General features: G+C 35.9%; 10 protein-coding genes, 1 pseudogene, 1 riboswitch and 1 other annotated feature. All 11 genes and pseudogenes read left to right on the top strand.

The genetic code is table 11. The features are described 5' to 3' along the window. Positions 1-87: 87 nt before the first annotated feature. The 11 genes and pseudogenes from Ana3638_RS17260 (at position 88) to thrS (ending at position 15,332) form a co-directional block, all read left to right on the top strand. Positions 88-2,454, top strand: coding sequence for a glycoside hydrolase family 10 protein (locus Ana3638_RS17260; protein ID WP_161839146.1), 2,367 nt, complete (start codon positions 88-90; stop codon positions 2,452-2,454). A 421-nt stretch (positions 2,455-2,875) separates the two neighbouring features. Then, the gene (locus Ana3638_RS17255) at positions 2,876-3,787 is read left to right on the top strand and encodes a helix-turn-helix domain-containing protein (RefSeq protein ID WP_161839145.1); all 912 of its coding nucleotides are present in this window, start codon (positions 2,876-2,878) and stop codon (positions 3,785-3,787) included. 295 nt (positions 3,788-4,082) lie between these two features. After that, positions 4,083-4,192, top strand: a riboswitch (TPP riboswitch). A 90-nt stretch (positions 4,193-4,282) separates the two neighbouring features. Further along, positions 4,283-5,103, top strand: a pseudogene (gene thiM / locus Ana3638_RS17250) (hydroxyethylthiazole kinase). Next, positions 5,090-5,731, top strand: a complete 642-nt coding sequence (thiE, locus tag Ana3638_RS17245) for a thiamine phosphate synthase (protein WP_161839144.1) — start codon at positions 5,090-5,092, stop codon at positions 5,729-5,731. Before thiM ends, thiE begins: the two are co-directional and overlap by 14 nt. Beyond that, the gene (locus Ana3638_RS17240) at positions 5,728-6,393 is read left to right on the top strand and encodes an HAD family hydrolase (RefSeq protein WP_161839143.1); all 666 of its coding nucleotides are present in this window, start codon (positions 5,728-5,730) and stop codon (positions 6,391-6,393) included. Before thiE ends, Ana3638_RS17240 begins: the two co-directional genes overlap by 4 nt. Before the next feature lie 146 nt (positions 6,394-6,539). After that, positions 6,540-7,337 (top strand): bifunctional hydroxymethylpyrimidine kinase/phosphomethylpyrimidine kinase, encoded by a 798-nt coding sequence (gene thiD / locus Ana3638_RS17235; protein WP_161839142.1) that lies wholly within the window; start codon positions 6,540-6,542, stop codon positions 7,335-7,337. Next, positions 7,334-8,638 carry a phosphomethylpyrimidine synthase ThiC gene (thiC, locus tag Ana3638_RS17230; protein ID WP_161839141.1) on the top strand — a complete coding sequence of 435 codons (1,305 nt, stop codon included), beginning with the start codon at positions 7,334-7,336 and terminating at the stop codon, positions 8,636-8,638. The genes thiD and thiC overlap by 4 nt, the downstream gene beginning before the upstream one ends. A 671-nt stretch (positions 8,639-9,309) precedes the next feature. Then, positions 9,310-10,338, top strand: coding sequence for an aldo/keto reductase (locus tag Ana3638_RS17225; RefSeq protein WP_161839140.1), 1,029 nt, complete (start codon positions 9,310-9,312; stop codon positions 10,336-10,338). A 224-nt stretch (positions 10,339-10,562) separates the two neighbouring features. Beyond that, positions 10,563-11,735, top strand: coding sequence for an aldo/keto reductase (locus tag Ana3638_RS17220; protein ID WP_161839139.1), 1,173 nt, complete (start codon positions 10,563-10,565; stop codon positions 11,733-11,735). A 254-nt stretch (positions 11,736-11,989) separates the two neighbouring features. Beyond that, on the top strand, positions 11,990-12,979 hold the full coding sequence (locus Ana3638_RS17215; protein WP_161839138.1) for a Gfo/Idh/MocA family protein: 990 nt from the start codon (positions 11,990-11,992) through the stop codon (positions 12,977-12,979). Positions 12,980-13,097: 118 nt separating this feature from the next. After that, positions 13,098-13,335, top strand: a binding site (T-box leader). 92 nt (positions 13,336-13,427) lie between these two features. After that, positions 13,428-15,332 carry a threonine--tRNA ligase gene (gene thrS / locus Ana3638_RS17210; protein WP_161839137.1) on the top strand — a complete coding sequence of 635 codons (1,905 nt, stop codon included), beginning with the start codon at positions 13,428-13,430 and terminating at the stop codon, positions 15,330-15,332. Positions 15,333-15,380: the final 48 nt, after the last annotated feature.

Below are 15,380 nucleotides of genomic sequence, written 5' to 3'. Positions count from 1 at the left end.
AAGTTAAATTACATAAAGGGAGTGAACATATTGACGAGCGGAGATTTAGGGGGATGCCATAACAGTTTCTGGAGGGAATTTAGACAAATGATAAATAAGAACAAAGTACAATGGTTATCTGGTCTTTTAATGATTTTTATAATAGGAGCAGTCCTATTCGCTACAGTGCCCGTGTATGCAGCGTCGGATAAAACAGATCCTGCAATTACATTAAAAGCAGATACAAAAGAACCAACTAATAAATCCATTAAAGTAGAAGTTAAAGTATCAGATGCCTCTGGTATAAAATCTTTAAAATGGTCTTCCGGCAGTAAAAATGCCGATTATTTTAAGAAATCAGGTAAATTAATAAAATTAAACTCAAAAAATGTATATACTGTTACGATTACGGCTAACGGTACCTATTCATTTTATGCCGTAGATAAAGCGGGTAATGATTCATTAAAAAAAATCACAATTTCAAATATTGATATCACAAAACCTGCAATTAAAGTAACAAAAAGTACAAGTGATTTAACGAAAGGGAATGTCACCTTATCTTTTCTGGTTGGTGAAAAAGGGTTAGGGGTAAAGAGCTTAAAATACCTTATCGGTACTAAAACAGCTGCTGATTTTGGAGAAGCAGGTAAAAGTATCAGCTTAACCAAAACTGAGGTAACAAAAGCTGAGTATAATTACATGTATTCCGGTAAGTTAACGGTAAAAACCAATAACACATTTACTTTTTTAGTAGAAGATACCGCCGGAAATAAAACAATAAAAGCGGTAACGGTAGAGAATATTGATAAAACAACTCCTGAGATTGCCTATACTTTAAGTACAACAAAACCGACTAAATCTTCTGTAACAGTTAATCTTACCGCTACTGATCCCGGGTCCGGTGTTAAGGAAGCTAAATATCTCTCAGGGGAGAAAACAGCTGCAGATTTTACGGATGCGGGTAAACCAACCTTAATAAAACTGGACAGTAACGGAAAAGGCGGTTTTAAAGTAAGCAATAATGGTAATTACACCGTTTTGGCAACCGATATTGTCGGTAATCAATCTGTAAAAATTATTACCATTTCCAATATTGATAAGGCGTTACCAACACTTTCTTTAAATTATACCGTTACCAATCAGAAAGCTATTATTACATATAATGCCAAAGATACAACTTCCGGTATATCCGTTATCAAATATTTAAAAGGAAATGTAACGGATATTGGCTCAGATAAGTGGAGTAACGCAAAGGATGTAACGGGTACAGGTAAATTCACTGTAACCTCTTCCGGTAATTACAGTGTTTTAGTAACAGATAAAGCAGGAAATTCTGTAATAAAAGTAGTTAATGTAGTCTTGGAGTTTCGTGCAGTTTGGATTTCATACTTAGAATACATGAATTATGGTAAAGATGGATTTACAGAAGCCAGCTTTGAATCTGCCATTGATAAGATGTTTGATAAAGTAGTAGATATGAATATGAATGCGGTTGTTGTTCATGTAAGGCCGTTTGGTGATGCCATGTATAATTCGGAGTATTTTCCATGGTCAAGATATGCATCCGGTACACAAGGCACGGATCCGGGATTTGACCCTTTAGAATATATGGTTAAAGCTGCACATGAAAGAGGATTACAAATACATGCCTGGTTGAATCCTTACCGTGTAACAACTGCAAGTACGGATTATACTAAATTATCCAAAGATAATCCTGCCAGAGTATGGCATGATGACAAAGATAAAACAAACGATCGTAATGTGTTATCTTATGCCGGCAACCTTTATTATAATCCCGCATCAAAAGAAGTACAGAATTTAATTACCAACGGTGTGAAAGAAATCGTACAGAATTATGATGTGGACGGAATTCACTTTGATGATTATTTTTATCCTTCCTTAGGAAGCAGTTATGCAACTAATTTTGATGCTGCCGAATATAAGACCTACGTTTCAGAATGCAAAGAGAGTAAAAAGACTGCTTTATCAATTGCCGATTGGAGAAGGAATAACGTAAATACTTTGGTCAAAGGAATCTATTCAGCCATTAAGAAGATAGATTCTTCCGTTCAATTTGGTATCAGCCCGGGTGGTTTCTATGATTCCTTAACCAGTAATTTAGGTTATTATGTAGATTATAAAACCTGGTTATCCTCTGATAAATACATTGATTACATTTGTCCTCAGATTTACTGGACATTTTCCAACAGCAGTTATCCTTTTGATAAAACATTGGATAAATGGTTATCTTTCCGTACTAGTTCCACGGTTAAAATGTATGTTGGTATTGCCACCTATAAAGCTGGTTCAACATTAGAAAAAGATTGGAAAAATAACACCAATGAGTTAAAGGAACAGGTTGAATACAGTAGAGATACCGGCAAGGTAGACGGATTTATATTCTTCCGTTATGATTTCTTCAATAATAAGACAACGAAACCAGGTGTTGATAAATTATTGGAAATAATGAAATAAGTTAATATTTATTAACTTATAGATCCGTTTGTACATATTAATTAATTACACATTAGTTTATCTTTAAAATACATATTATTGGAGATATAATAATTTCTGATGATATGTATTTTTTTATGAAGCAAAAGGTCCTATGAAGCCAAACAGCAAGGAAATGGTAATAACCACCATAAACGAATAATTTAACAGCTGAAACAGTTAAGTTTAAGAAAACTACTCCAATATTGAATGATAGTCTATTTATAAATTTCGCACTGGCGGTCAAGAAAATTATGCTAAAATATTGTATTCTTGATCTATCGGAGGTATTCATAGTTGAAAGAAACTAAAAGATAAAAAGGGAGCCATATACCGATTCTTTCAACCATTTTCATTTATGGCAGTACTGCAGATCTGTGCAGTATATGCAATGGGGTAAAATATGACCAAAAGGGAATCAGCATATGTCGTACAAAGAGTGCAGAATTATATTGAACGGAATATAACAAAGCCTATAACCATGAAACAATTATCCATAGAGGCTGGGTATTCCTCCTGGTATCTTGCCAGAACTTTTAAAGAGGTTACCGGGAAAGGAATTTTTGAATATATACGTTCCAGAAGACTTACACAGGCTGCACTTATTCTACGAGATGAAAACAAGAAAGTGATCGACGTCGCTCTGGATTTTGTTTTTGATAGTCAGGAGGGATTCACCAGGGCATTTTCCAGAGAATTTGGTATTGCGCCTGGCAGATATAAATCCAAAACACCTCCCATAAAATTGTTTTTACCTGAAAAAGCTTATGATACCTACCGAGCATTTCATAATTCAAATAAAATGGATGAAAGGATGGAAAATATGACAAAGTCAATATTTGTGCAGATTATTGAACGACCGGAAAGGAAATGCCTTTTAAAAAGAGGAAAAAAAGCGGAGGACTATTTTGAATACTGTGAAGAAGTTGGATGTGATGTATGGAGTTTATTATCAAGTGTAAAAGAAGCACTTTATGAGCCTATTGGTATGTGGCTTCCGTCCCATTTTATACCTGAAGATACATCTTCATATATTCAAGGAGTGGAACTGCCAATGGACTATGATAAGAACATTCCGGATGGGTATGAACTGATTATATTACCGCCTTGTACAATGATGGTGTTTCAGGGTGAACCCTATAATGATGAGGATTTTCAGTATGAAATCGGTGAGGTATGGAAACATATTGAAAAATTTAATCCCGAAGTATACGGATATCAATGGGCTCCGGAGCAAGCACCGCGTTTTCAGCTTGCCCCTATGGGATATAGAGGTTATATCGAAGCTAGACCCGTAGTAAAATGTAATAAGTAACATTTGTAACATTCAACTATAATAAATATATTAAAAATCATAGTGTAATTAAGAACCTATAATAAATATCAATTAATACAAAGGGCTGTTGTAAAATTCAAAACTTATCTTACTTGGGAAAATATATAGCTCGGTAAATATATTATTTTACAACACCCTTTATACTTTCTCAAAAAGCCTATTTACTTACCTTTACAGAAATATGTACAATTATTATGAAGTGACTGATAAATGGTAAATAAAATCTAAAACTAAAAATATGGTTGATTTTTCATTATACTGTAGTATAATTTAAAATAAATACAAAGGGGAGCTTGCGAAAAGCAGGCTGAGAGTAAGCTGTTTTGCTTAGACCCATAACCTGATTTGGATAATGCCAACGTAGGGATATATTTTGTGGAATTTTCTGCATATATACTTTATTGGTATATGTGCATTTTTTTGCGAAAGTATTGTTGACAGACCTTTCAGTTTGTATTTGTGAAAGGAGATATCATGTTTAAAGAATTTCTTGATAATGTACGTAAGAATGGGCCACTTGTTCATTGCATTACCAACTATGTAACTGTAAATGATGTAGCAAACGTTGTGCTTGCTTGCGGAGGAAGCCCTATCATGGCAGATGGTCCGGAGGATGTGGAGGATATCACATCCATCTGCGGAGGTCTTAACATTAACATTGGAACACTGAATAAAATTACAATACCGGCCATGTTACTTGCCGGAAAAAAGCTAATGAACTAGGTCATAAGGTTTTACTGGATCCCGTTGGTGCAGGCGCAAGTAAACTTCGCACCGACACGGCAATTAATCTGATGAAAGAGATTCAATTTTGTGTAATAAGAGGAAATATTTCTGAAATTAAAACTTTAGCACTTGGAAACGGCAGTACCAAAGGAGTTGATGCAGATGTTACGGATGCTGTAACTGAAACCTCCCTTGATAATGCGGTAACATTTGTGAAAAAATTTGCATTAAAAGCAAAATGTATTATAGCAGTAACGGGAGCAATTGACCTGGTTACCGATGGTAACCAATGTTTTGTTATTCGAAACGGAAGGGCGGAAATGAGTAAAATTACTGGTACAGGCTGTCAGCTTTCCGCATTGGTAACCGCTTTTTTAATTGCAAATCCGAATAACGAATTAAAAGCTGCTGCAGCAGCCGTATGCACCATGGGACTTGCGGGGGAAATCGGGTGGAACAATATGCTGCCTTCCGACGGAAATTCTACATATCGAAACAGAATTATTGATGCTATTTATAATATGGATGGTGAAACCCTGGAAAAAGGAGTAAATTATGAATTGCGATAACAAAAAGCTGCTTTTATATGCTGTCACCGACAGGTTTTGGCTTGGAAGTGAATCCCTCCGAAGCCAGGTCGAGAAAGCTTTAGAAGGCGGAATTACCTTTTTACAGCTTCGCGAGAAAGAATTGGAGGAAAACAGATTCCTACAGGAAGCCATTGTAATAAAGGAATTATGTAAAAGATACCATGTTCCCTTTGTCATCAATGATAATGTAAATATAGCTATGGCAATGGATGCCGACGGAGTTCATGTAGGCCAAAATGATATGGAGGCTGTGAATGTACGTCAATTGATCGGACCTGATAAAATTCTTGGAGTATCGGCCCAAACAGTAGAACAGGCAGTATTGGCAGAAAAACAAGGTGCAGATTATTTAGGAGTAGGAGCAGTGTTTCCTACCGGTTCTAAAGCAGATGCAGAAGATGTCAGTTATGAAACTTTGAAAGCAATTTGTAAAGCCGTAACCATTCCTGTTATAGCAATTGGAGGTATCAGTAAAGATAATATAATGGAACTGGCAGGTTCAGGAATATGTGGAATAGCAGTTATCAGCGCAATTTTTGCACAGCCGGATATTGTTAACGCCACAGCAGAATTAAAAGAATTAACGAAAAAGATGGTGATAAAGTGATAACAGGGGCAATCTTTGATTTAGATGGGACGATACTGGATTCCATGTCAATATGGGATAAGGCCGGTGAAATGTACTTAAACAGTTTAGGAATAACAGCAGAACCTAACCTAAGTAAAGTTATGTACTCTATGAGTATGAAAGAAGGGTCCGAATACTTAAAAAACAGATATAAATTGGATTTGACTTACGATGCCATTTTAGATGGGATTAACCGTACCATCGAACATTTTTACTATTTCCAAGTTTTGTTAAAAGATGGTGTGACGCAGTTCTTAGATGTATTAAAAAAAACAGGTATTAAAATAACCCTGGCAACCTCCAGTGACCGTAAGATAATTGAAAAAGCGCTGATAAGGTTAGAAGTTATTTATTACTTTGACAGGATTTTTACCTGTACGGAGGTAGGCGTAAGTAAAGAAAAACCTGATATTTATCTTAAGGCAGCGGAATATATGAAAACGGATATTAAGTCAACCTGGGTCTTTGAAGATGCATTATATGCAATAAAAACAGCCAAAAATGCAGGATTTAAAACGGCAGGTGTATTTGATGATTCCAGTATAGCAGATCAAAATGAGATAAAAAGTCTTAGTGATATCTACTTAGAAAACTTAGATAATATAGCTCTTTTTTTAGAAAGAGCAGATAAAACTGTTTGATACCCAAGCGGTAAACCGGGGGCACCACCTTTTGCCGCTTTATAAAATTAATGCTTGAACAAAAAATAAGTAAGGATTGGATAAGGGATTTCGCAATATCTAAAGTATAATAAATTATTTCCAACATCCCTTGTTATGGTGAAAAGATGAGAACAGCATTAACAATTGCAGGCAGTGATTCCTGCGGAGGCGCCGGCATCCAGGCAGATATTAAGACAATGACCGCCTATGGCGTATATGCCATGAGTGCGATTACTGCGCTTACTGCTCAGAATACAACCGGTGTCACTGGAATTATGGAAGTTACGGAAGAATTTTTAGGGAAACAATTGGATAGTATTTTTACGGATATCTACCCGGATGCAGTTAAAATCGGTATGGTTTCATCCAACAGTCTGATTGAAATAATATCGGAAAAGTTAAAATATTATAATGCAAAAAACATTGTTGTGGATCCGGTAATGATTTCTACCAGTGGTTCGACGCTGCTTAGAGATGATGCAGTAGAAACCTTAAAGAATTGTTTGTTCAGGCAAGCAGTTTTATTGACGCCTAATATTCCGGAAGCTTCCGTGTTATCAGGTATAGCCATTAATGATGAAGTAGATATGATTAAAGCAGCAAAAATCATAAGCAGTGAATACGGATGTGCTGTTTTATGCAAAGGCGGACACAGTTTTAATGATGCCAATGATTTATTATATCTAAATCATTCGTATACCTGGTTTAACGGAGAGAGAATTAATAATAACGATACACATGGAACTGGATGCACTTTGTCCAGTGCCATCGCTTCCGGTCTTGCTAAGGGTCTTAATCTGGAGACATCAATACGATTAGCAAAAGAATATATATCCGGAGCTTTGAAGGCCAACCTTAATCTGGGTAAAGGAAGCGGACCGCTTAATCACGTATGGAATATATTTAAAGGAGATAAACAATGAGAGAATATGCAACACAGATGGAAGCTGCAAGAAAAGGGATTATCACTGAAGAATTAAGAAATGTGGCAAAGAAAGAGCTTATGACACCCCAGGAATTATTACCTTTCGTAGCATCCGGAAAAGTAGTAATATGTGCGAACAAAAACCATAAATGTTTAGATCCCCAGGGCGTGGGATCTATGCTGAAAACAAAAATAAACGTTAATCTTGGTGTCTCAAGAGACTGTAAGGATTATGATACAGAAATGAAAAAGGTAATGGAAGCCGTTCATATGGGAGCACATGCAATCATGGACTTATCCTCTCATGGCGATACCATTCCGTTCCGTTGTAAACTAATAGCCGAATGTCCTGCTATGATTGGTACTGTACCGGTATATGACTCGATTATTCACTACCAAAGAGATTTGTCGGATCTTTCCGCAAGGGATTTTATTGATGTAGTGAGGCTTCATGCTGAAAATGGTGTTGATTTTGTAACTCTGCACTGCGGAATCACGCGAAAAACAATTGAACAGATAAAATTGCATAAAAGAAAAATGAATATTGTATCCAGAGGAGGCTCACTCGTTTTCGCATGGATGTGTATGACCGGAGAAGAGAATCCATTTTATGAGTACTATGATGAAATTCTCGATATCTGCCGTGAATATGATGTGACCATATCTTTGGGAGATGCCTGCAGGCCGGGATGTCTTGCAGATGCTTCGGATGTATGCCAGATTGAAGAACTGGTCCGCCTTGGTGAACTAACTAAAAGAGCATGGGAAAAGGATGTACAGGTAATGGTAGAGGGTCCCGGTCATATGCCTATGGATCAAATCGCTGCCAATATGAAACTTCAGCAGACCATCTGTAACGGAGCACCGTTTTATGTATTGGGGCCTTTAGTAACAGATATAGCACCTGGATATGATCATATAACTTCGGCAATCGGTGGAGCTATTGCAGCTTCAGCAGGTGCAGCTTTCTTGTGTTATGTCACTCCGGCTGAACACCTGGCGCTGCCAAATTTAGATGATGTAAAACAAGGTATCATTGCCTCCAAAATTGCAGCCCATGCCGCCGACATAGCCAAAGGTGTAAGGGACGCCAGGAAAATTGATGATAAGATGGCAGATGCAAGAAGAGTACTTGACTGGGAAGCACAATGGGAGTGTGCAATCGATCCGGAAACAGCCAAAGCAATCCGCGCGGACAGGAAACCGGAACATGAAGATACCTGTTCCATGTGCGGAAAATTCTGTGCCGTTAGAAGTATGAACAAAGCACTTGCGGGAGAACATATTGATATTTTATAATAAAAAGTAATAGAATAATCCTACGGTATTGTTTTATAAACGGAGAAGTCATTCAATTTTTACAGGAAAGTTTGATAATTTTTAAATCATTAATTTATATCGTCTTAAAGTCGGAGAAACATATAATTATTGTTTCATCCGGCTTTTTACATATATGAACACTCCATGAAGATACCTCTTTCTGCATACAAATATCATGAAGTAAAATTATAATAATCCGGTTGTATTAATAAAAGCAGAGGTTATGAATAAAAACTCGATGTAGTCTAGGGAAATTCCTAAAAGTAATGCAAGACTAAAATCATCAAACAAGAATTTACCCTTGCAAATAAGAATTTACCTTTACATTTTTCAAAATATCTTTAATATTTTACTTGACTTGGAGTTAACTTCAAGTGTTAAGCTATAAGAAGATAAAAATATAACTATCGAAAGGAGTCTAATGATGGAAATAACTGAATATTCTAAGAAGTATCTAATAGAAAATCAAACCGATTTGTTAAATAATGTGGCAGATTCAGATACGAACAAACGGTGGTTGCGAAAGAAAAGACATTACAAAGAAAGAATACTTAGGATTATCTATCATTTCATGAAGAGAAACGGGAGTCGCTTTTTCTGTATATAGTAAAAATATTCAATTTGGTAATTTATATGAGGAGGAGTTAATAATGACACAAATCACATTAGGAAGTACCGGGATTGTATCCGACCGTAACGCATTTGGAGCACTTCCCATTCAAAGAGTGAATATGGAATCAGCGGTCGGTATTTTACGAAAAGCATTTGATGGAGGTATTACATTCTTTGATACTTCACGTGTATACTCAGATAGTGAGGAAAAAATTGGACGTGCATTTCATGGTATACGTGAAAAGATTATCATTGCAACAAAAACGCGGGCTGATACTCCGGAAAAGTTCTGGAGAGATTTAGAGACTTCCTTAACCGTCTTAAGGACTGATTATATTGATATCTATCAGTTTCATTGGCCAGGTGTATGTTATAAATCAGGTGATGGTACAGGGATGTATGAATGTATGCTGGAGGCTAAAAAACTTGGAAAAATAAGGCACATTGGTTTGACAAACCACAAATTAGATATAGCACAGGAGTGTATCGACTCAGGATTATATGAAACACTTCAATTTCCATTTAGTTATTTATCATCCGATAAGGAAATCTCGTTGGTAGAAAAATGTAAGAGGGCTAATATGGGTTTCATTGCTATGAAAGCATTGTCCGGTGGTCTGATTACAGATTCTGCTGCTGCGTATGCATTTATGTCACAGTATGATAATGTACTGCCAATCTGGGGAATCCAACGAGAATCGGAACTGGTTGAATTTTTAAGTTATATAGATAACCCGCCGCTGATGACTGAGGAAAGAAAAGCTTATATTGAACAAGAGAGAAAGGAACTTACCGGAGATTTCTGCAGGGGTTGCGGTTATTGTATGCCATGTCCGGTTGGGATTGAAATCAATACCTGTGCAAGAATGTCACTTTTAATAAGGCGTTCTCCCTCGAAAAATCATTTGACACCAAAAGCACAGGAATTGATGAAGAAAGTAGAAGATTGTCTTGAATGCGGAAAATGTAAAACGCGGTGCCCGTATAGTCTGGATACACCGGGATTATTAAAGAAAAATTATGAAGATTATAAAAAGATACTTACCGGTGAGGTCAAAATAAATTAAGGAAACTTATTCCTAACTAATATCATGTTATAATAGATAATTGCGAAACTACATAGTTTTTTTGAATATACCATACGATTGACCCTTGTTTCCAGCTTTAGTTCCCTCTGGGGACAGATTTGGCTCTGAAATTATATTAATTGCATGGTATATAGATACAATATTGGAGTAATTGGGATTTCGTAATTACTTAAGCATGTCATAAATATGAAAGGATGAATATTATGATATATAAACCGTTCCAGGAACTGCAGCTCTCCACTTTAGGTATGGGTAATATGCGCCTTCCTACTATTGATAAACATGGTCCGATTGACGAATTAAAAGCAAGAGCGATTATTGAAAATGCTTATGAAAACGGTGTCAATTATTTTGATACCGCCTATCGGTATCATGAAGGGGAATCAGAAAAATTTGTTGGGAAAGTGCTAAACCAATATCCTCGTGAAAGCTGGTATCTGGCATCAAAAATGCCAGGACATATGATGCAATACAAAAATGGTAAATTGGAGTTTATCGGTTATTTGTCCGGTATGAAGAAGTGTTCTACTGCAGATATCTTTGAGGAACAATTGGAAAAATGCGGTGTGGAATATTTCGATTTCTACTTGTTACATAACTTATGCGAAACCTCATATGACTTTTATACCGATGAGGATTTAGGAATTGTAGAATATCTTCTCGCACAAAAACAAGCGGGACGTATCCGGCATTTAGGTTTCTCTGCCCATGGAAGAGCTGAAACTATTGAAAAATTTCTGAAATGGAAAGATTGTTTTGAATTTGCACAAATCCAATTAAATTATATGGACTGGTTTCTTCAGGATGCAGGAAGAAAATATGAAATATTAACGAATCATGGTATTCCAGTAATCGTAATGGAGCCATGTAGAGGCGGCAAGCTGGCAAATCTTAACGAGAAAGCCAATAACCTGTTAAAAAAAGAACGTCCTAACGATTCCATTGCATCCTGGGCTTTTCGTTATCTGCAGTCTTTACCAAATATACAAACCGTTCTAAGTGGCATGACTACCATGGAACAATTGAAAGAAAATATCGATATATTCTCTCAAAATAATCCAACGACTGCGTATGAGAACAAATTACTTAATCAGGTTGTGTCTACTATGATAAACCTTATACCATGTACCGCCTGTCGATATTGCTGTGAGGGTTGCCCTCAGGGATTAGATATCCCAAAGCTCTTATCTATGTATAATGAGAGTACCTTTGATAATCCATCCATCCTAAAATTCACATTAGATGCAATGAAAAATTCAGAACTGCCCGGGGCCTGCTTAAACTGTGGCGCATGTAAAAAACTTTGCCCGCAGAATATTGATATACCTGATATATTGAAAAAATTTGATCTGGTACTTTGTAAAAATATAAATTAAAATGTAAATATAGAAATAGAAATCTATGATGGAAAGTGAGGATTAAAAATTGATAAAAGCCTTAATAATAATAGGAAGCAGCTTACCCTTACCGGCTTTTTTTCAATATCACACATTTTGTTGTCTATCCATATGTTTTGTATTAAAATGATTCTGTAGGATTCATTGGACTTATGTAAAAGCCCTTAGAAATCAGGGGATACCGGTTCAGTTTTCGCAATTTTAAAAATTACAATAATAACAGGAGAGAAAAAATGATAAGATTTGCAACCATCGGAACAAGTAAAATTACAAGACAATTATTGGGGGCTGCGGCACAATTAGATAATTTTAAATTATTAGGTGCTTATTCAAGAGAGCTAGAAAAAGCAGAAAGCTTTGGACGGGAATTTGGTGCTGAGCTTTTCTTTCATAATTTAGATGACTTAGCCGATTGTTCCATGATTGATGCAGTATATATTGCCAGTCCAAATAGTTTGCATTATGATCAGACTGTTAAAATGTTACGTTCCGGTAAACATGTTCTATGCGAAAAATCCATGGGAGCTAATGTAAAAGAAGTAAAAAGTATGTTACAGGTCGCGAAGGATAATAATGTGAAACTATTGGAAGCAATGAGACCTATTTTTGATCCCGGCCAGAAACTAATAAAAGAAAATTTATCTAAAATAGGAACGGTAAGAAGAGTAACCTTGGATTTCTGTCAGTACTCTTCAAGATATGATGCTTTTAAAAAAGGTGAAACTGCAAATATATTTGATCCCAAATTATCAGCCGGAGCTTTAATGGATATCGGTGTTTATTGTGTGCATTCTTTAATTGATTTGTTTGGTCATCCCGATTCAGTGAATTCAGCTTCTGTTATATTAAGTAATGGAATAGACGGAGCAGGCAGTATTCTAGCAAAATACGAAGATATGATTTCTGAATTAATTTATTCAAAAATTACGAATTCACAAGTTCCAAGCCAGATACAAGGAGAAAACGGTGTAATACTTATTCCCCATATATCAAGTCCAAGAAACTTTAAGATTAAATACAATGATAATTCCGAGGAAGAAATTGTTGCAGAAGCCTGTGAAAATAATATGATTTATGAACTTAATACCTTTATGGAAGCAATAGAGAAAAATGAAAAATTGGATTACTATAACGAAGTATCCTTAAATGCAATAAAGGTTATGGATCAAGTTCGTAAGCAGTTAGGTATTATATTTCCATCAGATAATAGAACGGATATCTAAATGTGAGTAATAATCAAAAGTAGAAATATTCTGTTACTATACCTATTAAAATAACAATTACAGTGTAATTTATCCTTGACAAATTAAGGAAGAATGATATTATATTAATAATAACATAGGAAAAGCGATGACGGAAAAGAGTAATCTGTAGGAAACATCCAGAGAGAAGAACATTTGGTGGAAGTTCTTTATGAAAGAGTATAGATGAAAACCATTCCTGAGCTGTAGCATTGAATGAATTACGTTATGTAATTAGTATGTGTTACCGTATGTCTGCGTTAAAGAATAGGATTTGTTAGAATCTGAAGTAAAAAGTTAAGGTGGAACCGTGCATTTATAATTTATGCACCCTTAAGTAAATGGCTGATGTCATTTCCTTGGGGTGCTTTTCTTATGTTATCGTTTCATTCGTATTTATTTAACAAGAATCGAAAGGAGAATGCAAGAAATGATTATTACAATGAAAGATGGTTCCAAGCGGGAACTAAATGAGGAAAAAAGTATTTTTGAATTTGCCAAAGAGATGAATAGGCAATTGGAAAAAGATGCATGTGCAGCAGAATTGAATGGAGATATTGTCGATTTAAGAACTATGATAACGTCTGACTGTTATTTAAATATCCTTACCTTTAAAGAAACCGACGGGCGGGCAGCTTTTCGGCACACAACAGCTCATATTTTGGCACAGGCGGTAAAACGATTATATCCAAGCACAAAGTTAGCGATCGGACCTGCAATTACAGATGGATTTTATTATGATTTTGAGTTTGATTTTGTTTTTACTGCAGGGCATTTACTAGCACTTGAAGAGGAAATGAGAAAAATAATAAAAGAGGATATTAAGTTACACAGGTTTTATTTATCCAGAGAAGACGCAATTAAACTTATGGCAGAAAAGAACGAACCCTATAAGGTAGAATTGATAAACGATTTACCCGTTACCGCAGAAATAAGTTTTTATGAGCAGGGAGATTTTACTGATTTATGTTCCGGTCCACACTTAATAAGTACAATAAGCATAAAAGCATTCAAACTTATGACTATTGCAGGAGCTTATTGGCGCGGTAATGAGAAGAATAAAATGCTCACACGTATTTATGGAACAGCATTTCCAAAGAACAGTGATTTAGAGGAGTATCTGGAGCAGTTGGAAGAAGCCCGCAGGCGGGATCATCGAAGAGTTGGGATGGAAATGGGACTGTTTTCTATTATGGATGAGGGACCTGGATTTCCCTTCTTTCTTCCAAAAGGGGTAATTCTAAAAAATCTTCTGATTGACTATTGGCGTATGATTCATGAAAGGGAGGGTTATGTTGAAATAGAAACTCCAACCATATTGAACAGAGAGCTTTGGGAGACTTCAGGCCACTGGGATCATTACCGTGAAAACATGTATACGACTATTATTGATGAAGAGGATTATGCAATAAAGCCAATGAATTGCCCAGGATGTATGCTGGTTTATAAATCCACCCCACATTCCTATAAAGAATTTCCACTCAGAATCGGTGAATTGGGATTGGTTCACAGACATGAAAAATCAGGTGTATTGCATGGATTGATGAGAGCACGGTGCTTTACTCAGGATGATGCCCATATTTTCATGACGGAAGAACAAGTACCAGATGAAATAAAGGGTGTCATCCAATTAATTGATGAGGTTTACAGTAAATTTGGATTCAAGTACCATGTAGAATTATCCACCCGTCCTGCAAACAGTATAGGCAGCGATGAAGACTGGGATACTGCGACAAATGGATTAAAGCAGGCTCTGACTGAACTTAACATGGATTATATTATTAATGAGGGAGATGGAGCTTTTTATGGTCCAAAAATTGATTTTCATTTGGAGGATTCCATCGGACGGACATGGCAATGTGGTACAATTCAACTTGATTTTCAACTTCCCTTACGCTTTCATGCAGAATATACTGGCTATGATGGAGAGAAGCACAGACCAATTATGATTCATCGGGTTGTTTTTGGATCCATAGAACGTTTTATCGGTATATTAATTGAACACTATGCCGGCAAATTTCCTTTATGGCTGTCTCCAGTACAAATAAAAATATTGCCGTTATCTGATCGATTTATTGAATATGCTGAATCCGTTATAAAAAAATTAAAAACTGCCGGTTACAGGTGTGAAATAGATACGAGAGATGAAAAAATAGGATATAAAATCCGTGAGGCACAACTTGACAAGATACCATATATGTTAATCATTGGTCAAAAAGAAAAAGAATGCGATACGTTATCTGTCAGAAATCTTGAAAAAGGCAATCTGGGTGAAATGAACCTTTCAGAATTTATAAAATTAATACAGGAAACTCTTAAAGGCCAGAAGCTCTGAAATTTTAATTAGCGGTATAGTAGATTCAAAAAATAAGAATTTTGCAAT

The organism is Anaerocolumna sedimenticola, assembly GCF_009931695.1.
Classification (GTDB): domain Bacteria; phylum Bacillota; class Clostridia; order Lachnospirales; family Lachnospiraceae; genus Anaerocolumna; species Anaerocolumna sedimenticola.
Note: the sequence above shows the minus strand (reverse complement) of the source record. Positions and strands in the feature narration are given on the sequence as shown.

Excerpts from the sequence above, each read along its gene's own strand:
- Ana3638_RS17260 (WP_161839146.1), top strand. The coding sequence starts at position 88 with ATGATAAATAAGAACAAAGTACAATGGTTATCTGGTCTTTTAATGATT.
- Ana3638_RS17255 (WP_161839145.1), top strand. The coding sequence starts at position 2,876 with ATGACCAAAAGGGAATCAGCATATGTCGTACAAAGAGTGCAGAATTAT.
- thiE (WP_161839144.1), top strand. The coding sequence starts at position 5,090 with ATGAATTGCGATAACAAAAAGCTGCTTTTATATGCTGTCACCGACAGG.
- thiD (WP_161839142.1), top strand. The coding sequence starts at position 6,540 with ATGAGAACAGCATTAACAATTGCAGGCAGTGATTCCTGCGGAGGCGCC.
- thiC (WP_161839141.1), top strand. The coding sequence starts at position 7,334 with ATGAGAGAATATGCAACACAGATGGAAGCTGCAAGAAAAGGGATTATC.
- Ana3638_RS17225 (WP_161839140.1), top strand. The coding sequence starts at position 9,310 with ATGACACAAATCACATTAGGAAGTACCGGGATTGTATCCGACCGTAAC.
- Ana3638_RS17220 (WP_161839139.1), top strand. The coding sequence starts at position 10,563 with ATGATATATAAACCGTTCCAGGAACTGCAGCTCTCCACTTTAGGTATG.
- Ana3638_RS17215 (WP_161839138.1), top strand. The coding sequence starts at position 11,990 with ATGATAAGATTTGCAACCATCGGAACAAGTAAAATTACAAGACAATTA.
- thrS (WP_161839137.1), top strand. The coding sequence starts at position 13,428 with ATGATTATTACAATGAAAGATGGTTCCAAGCGGGAACTAAATGAGGAA.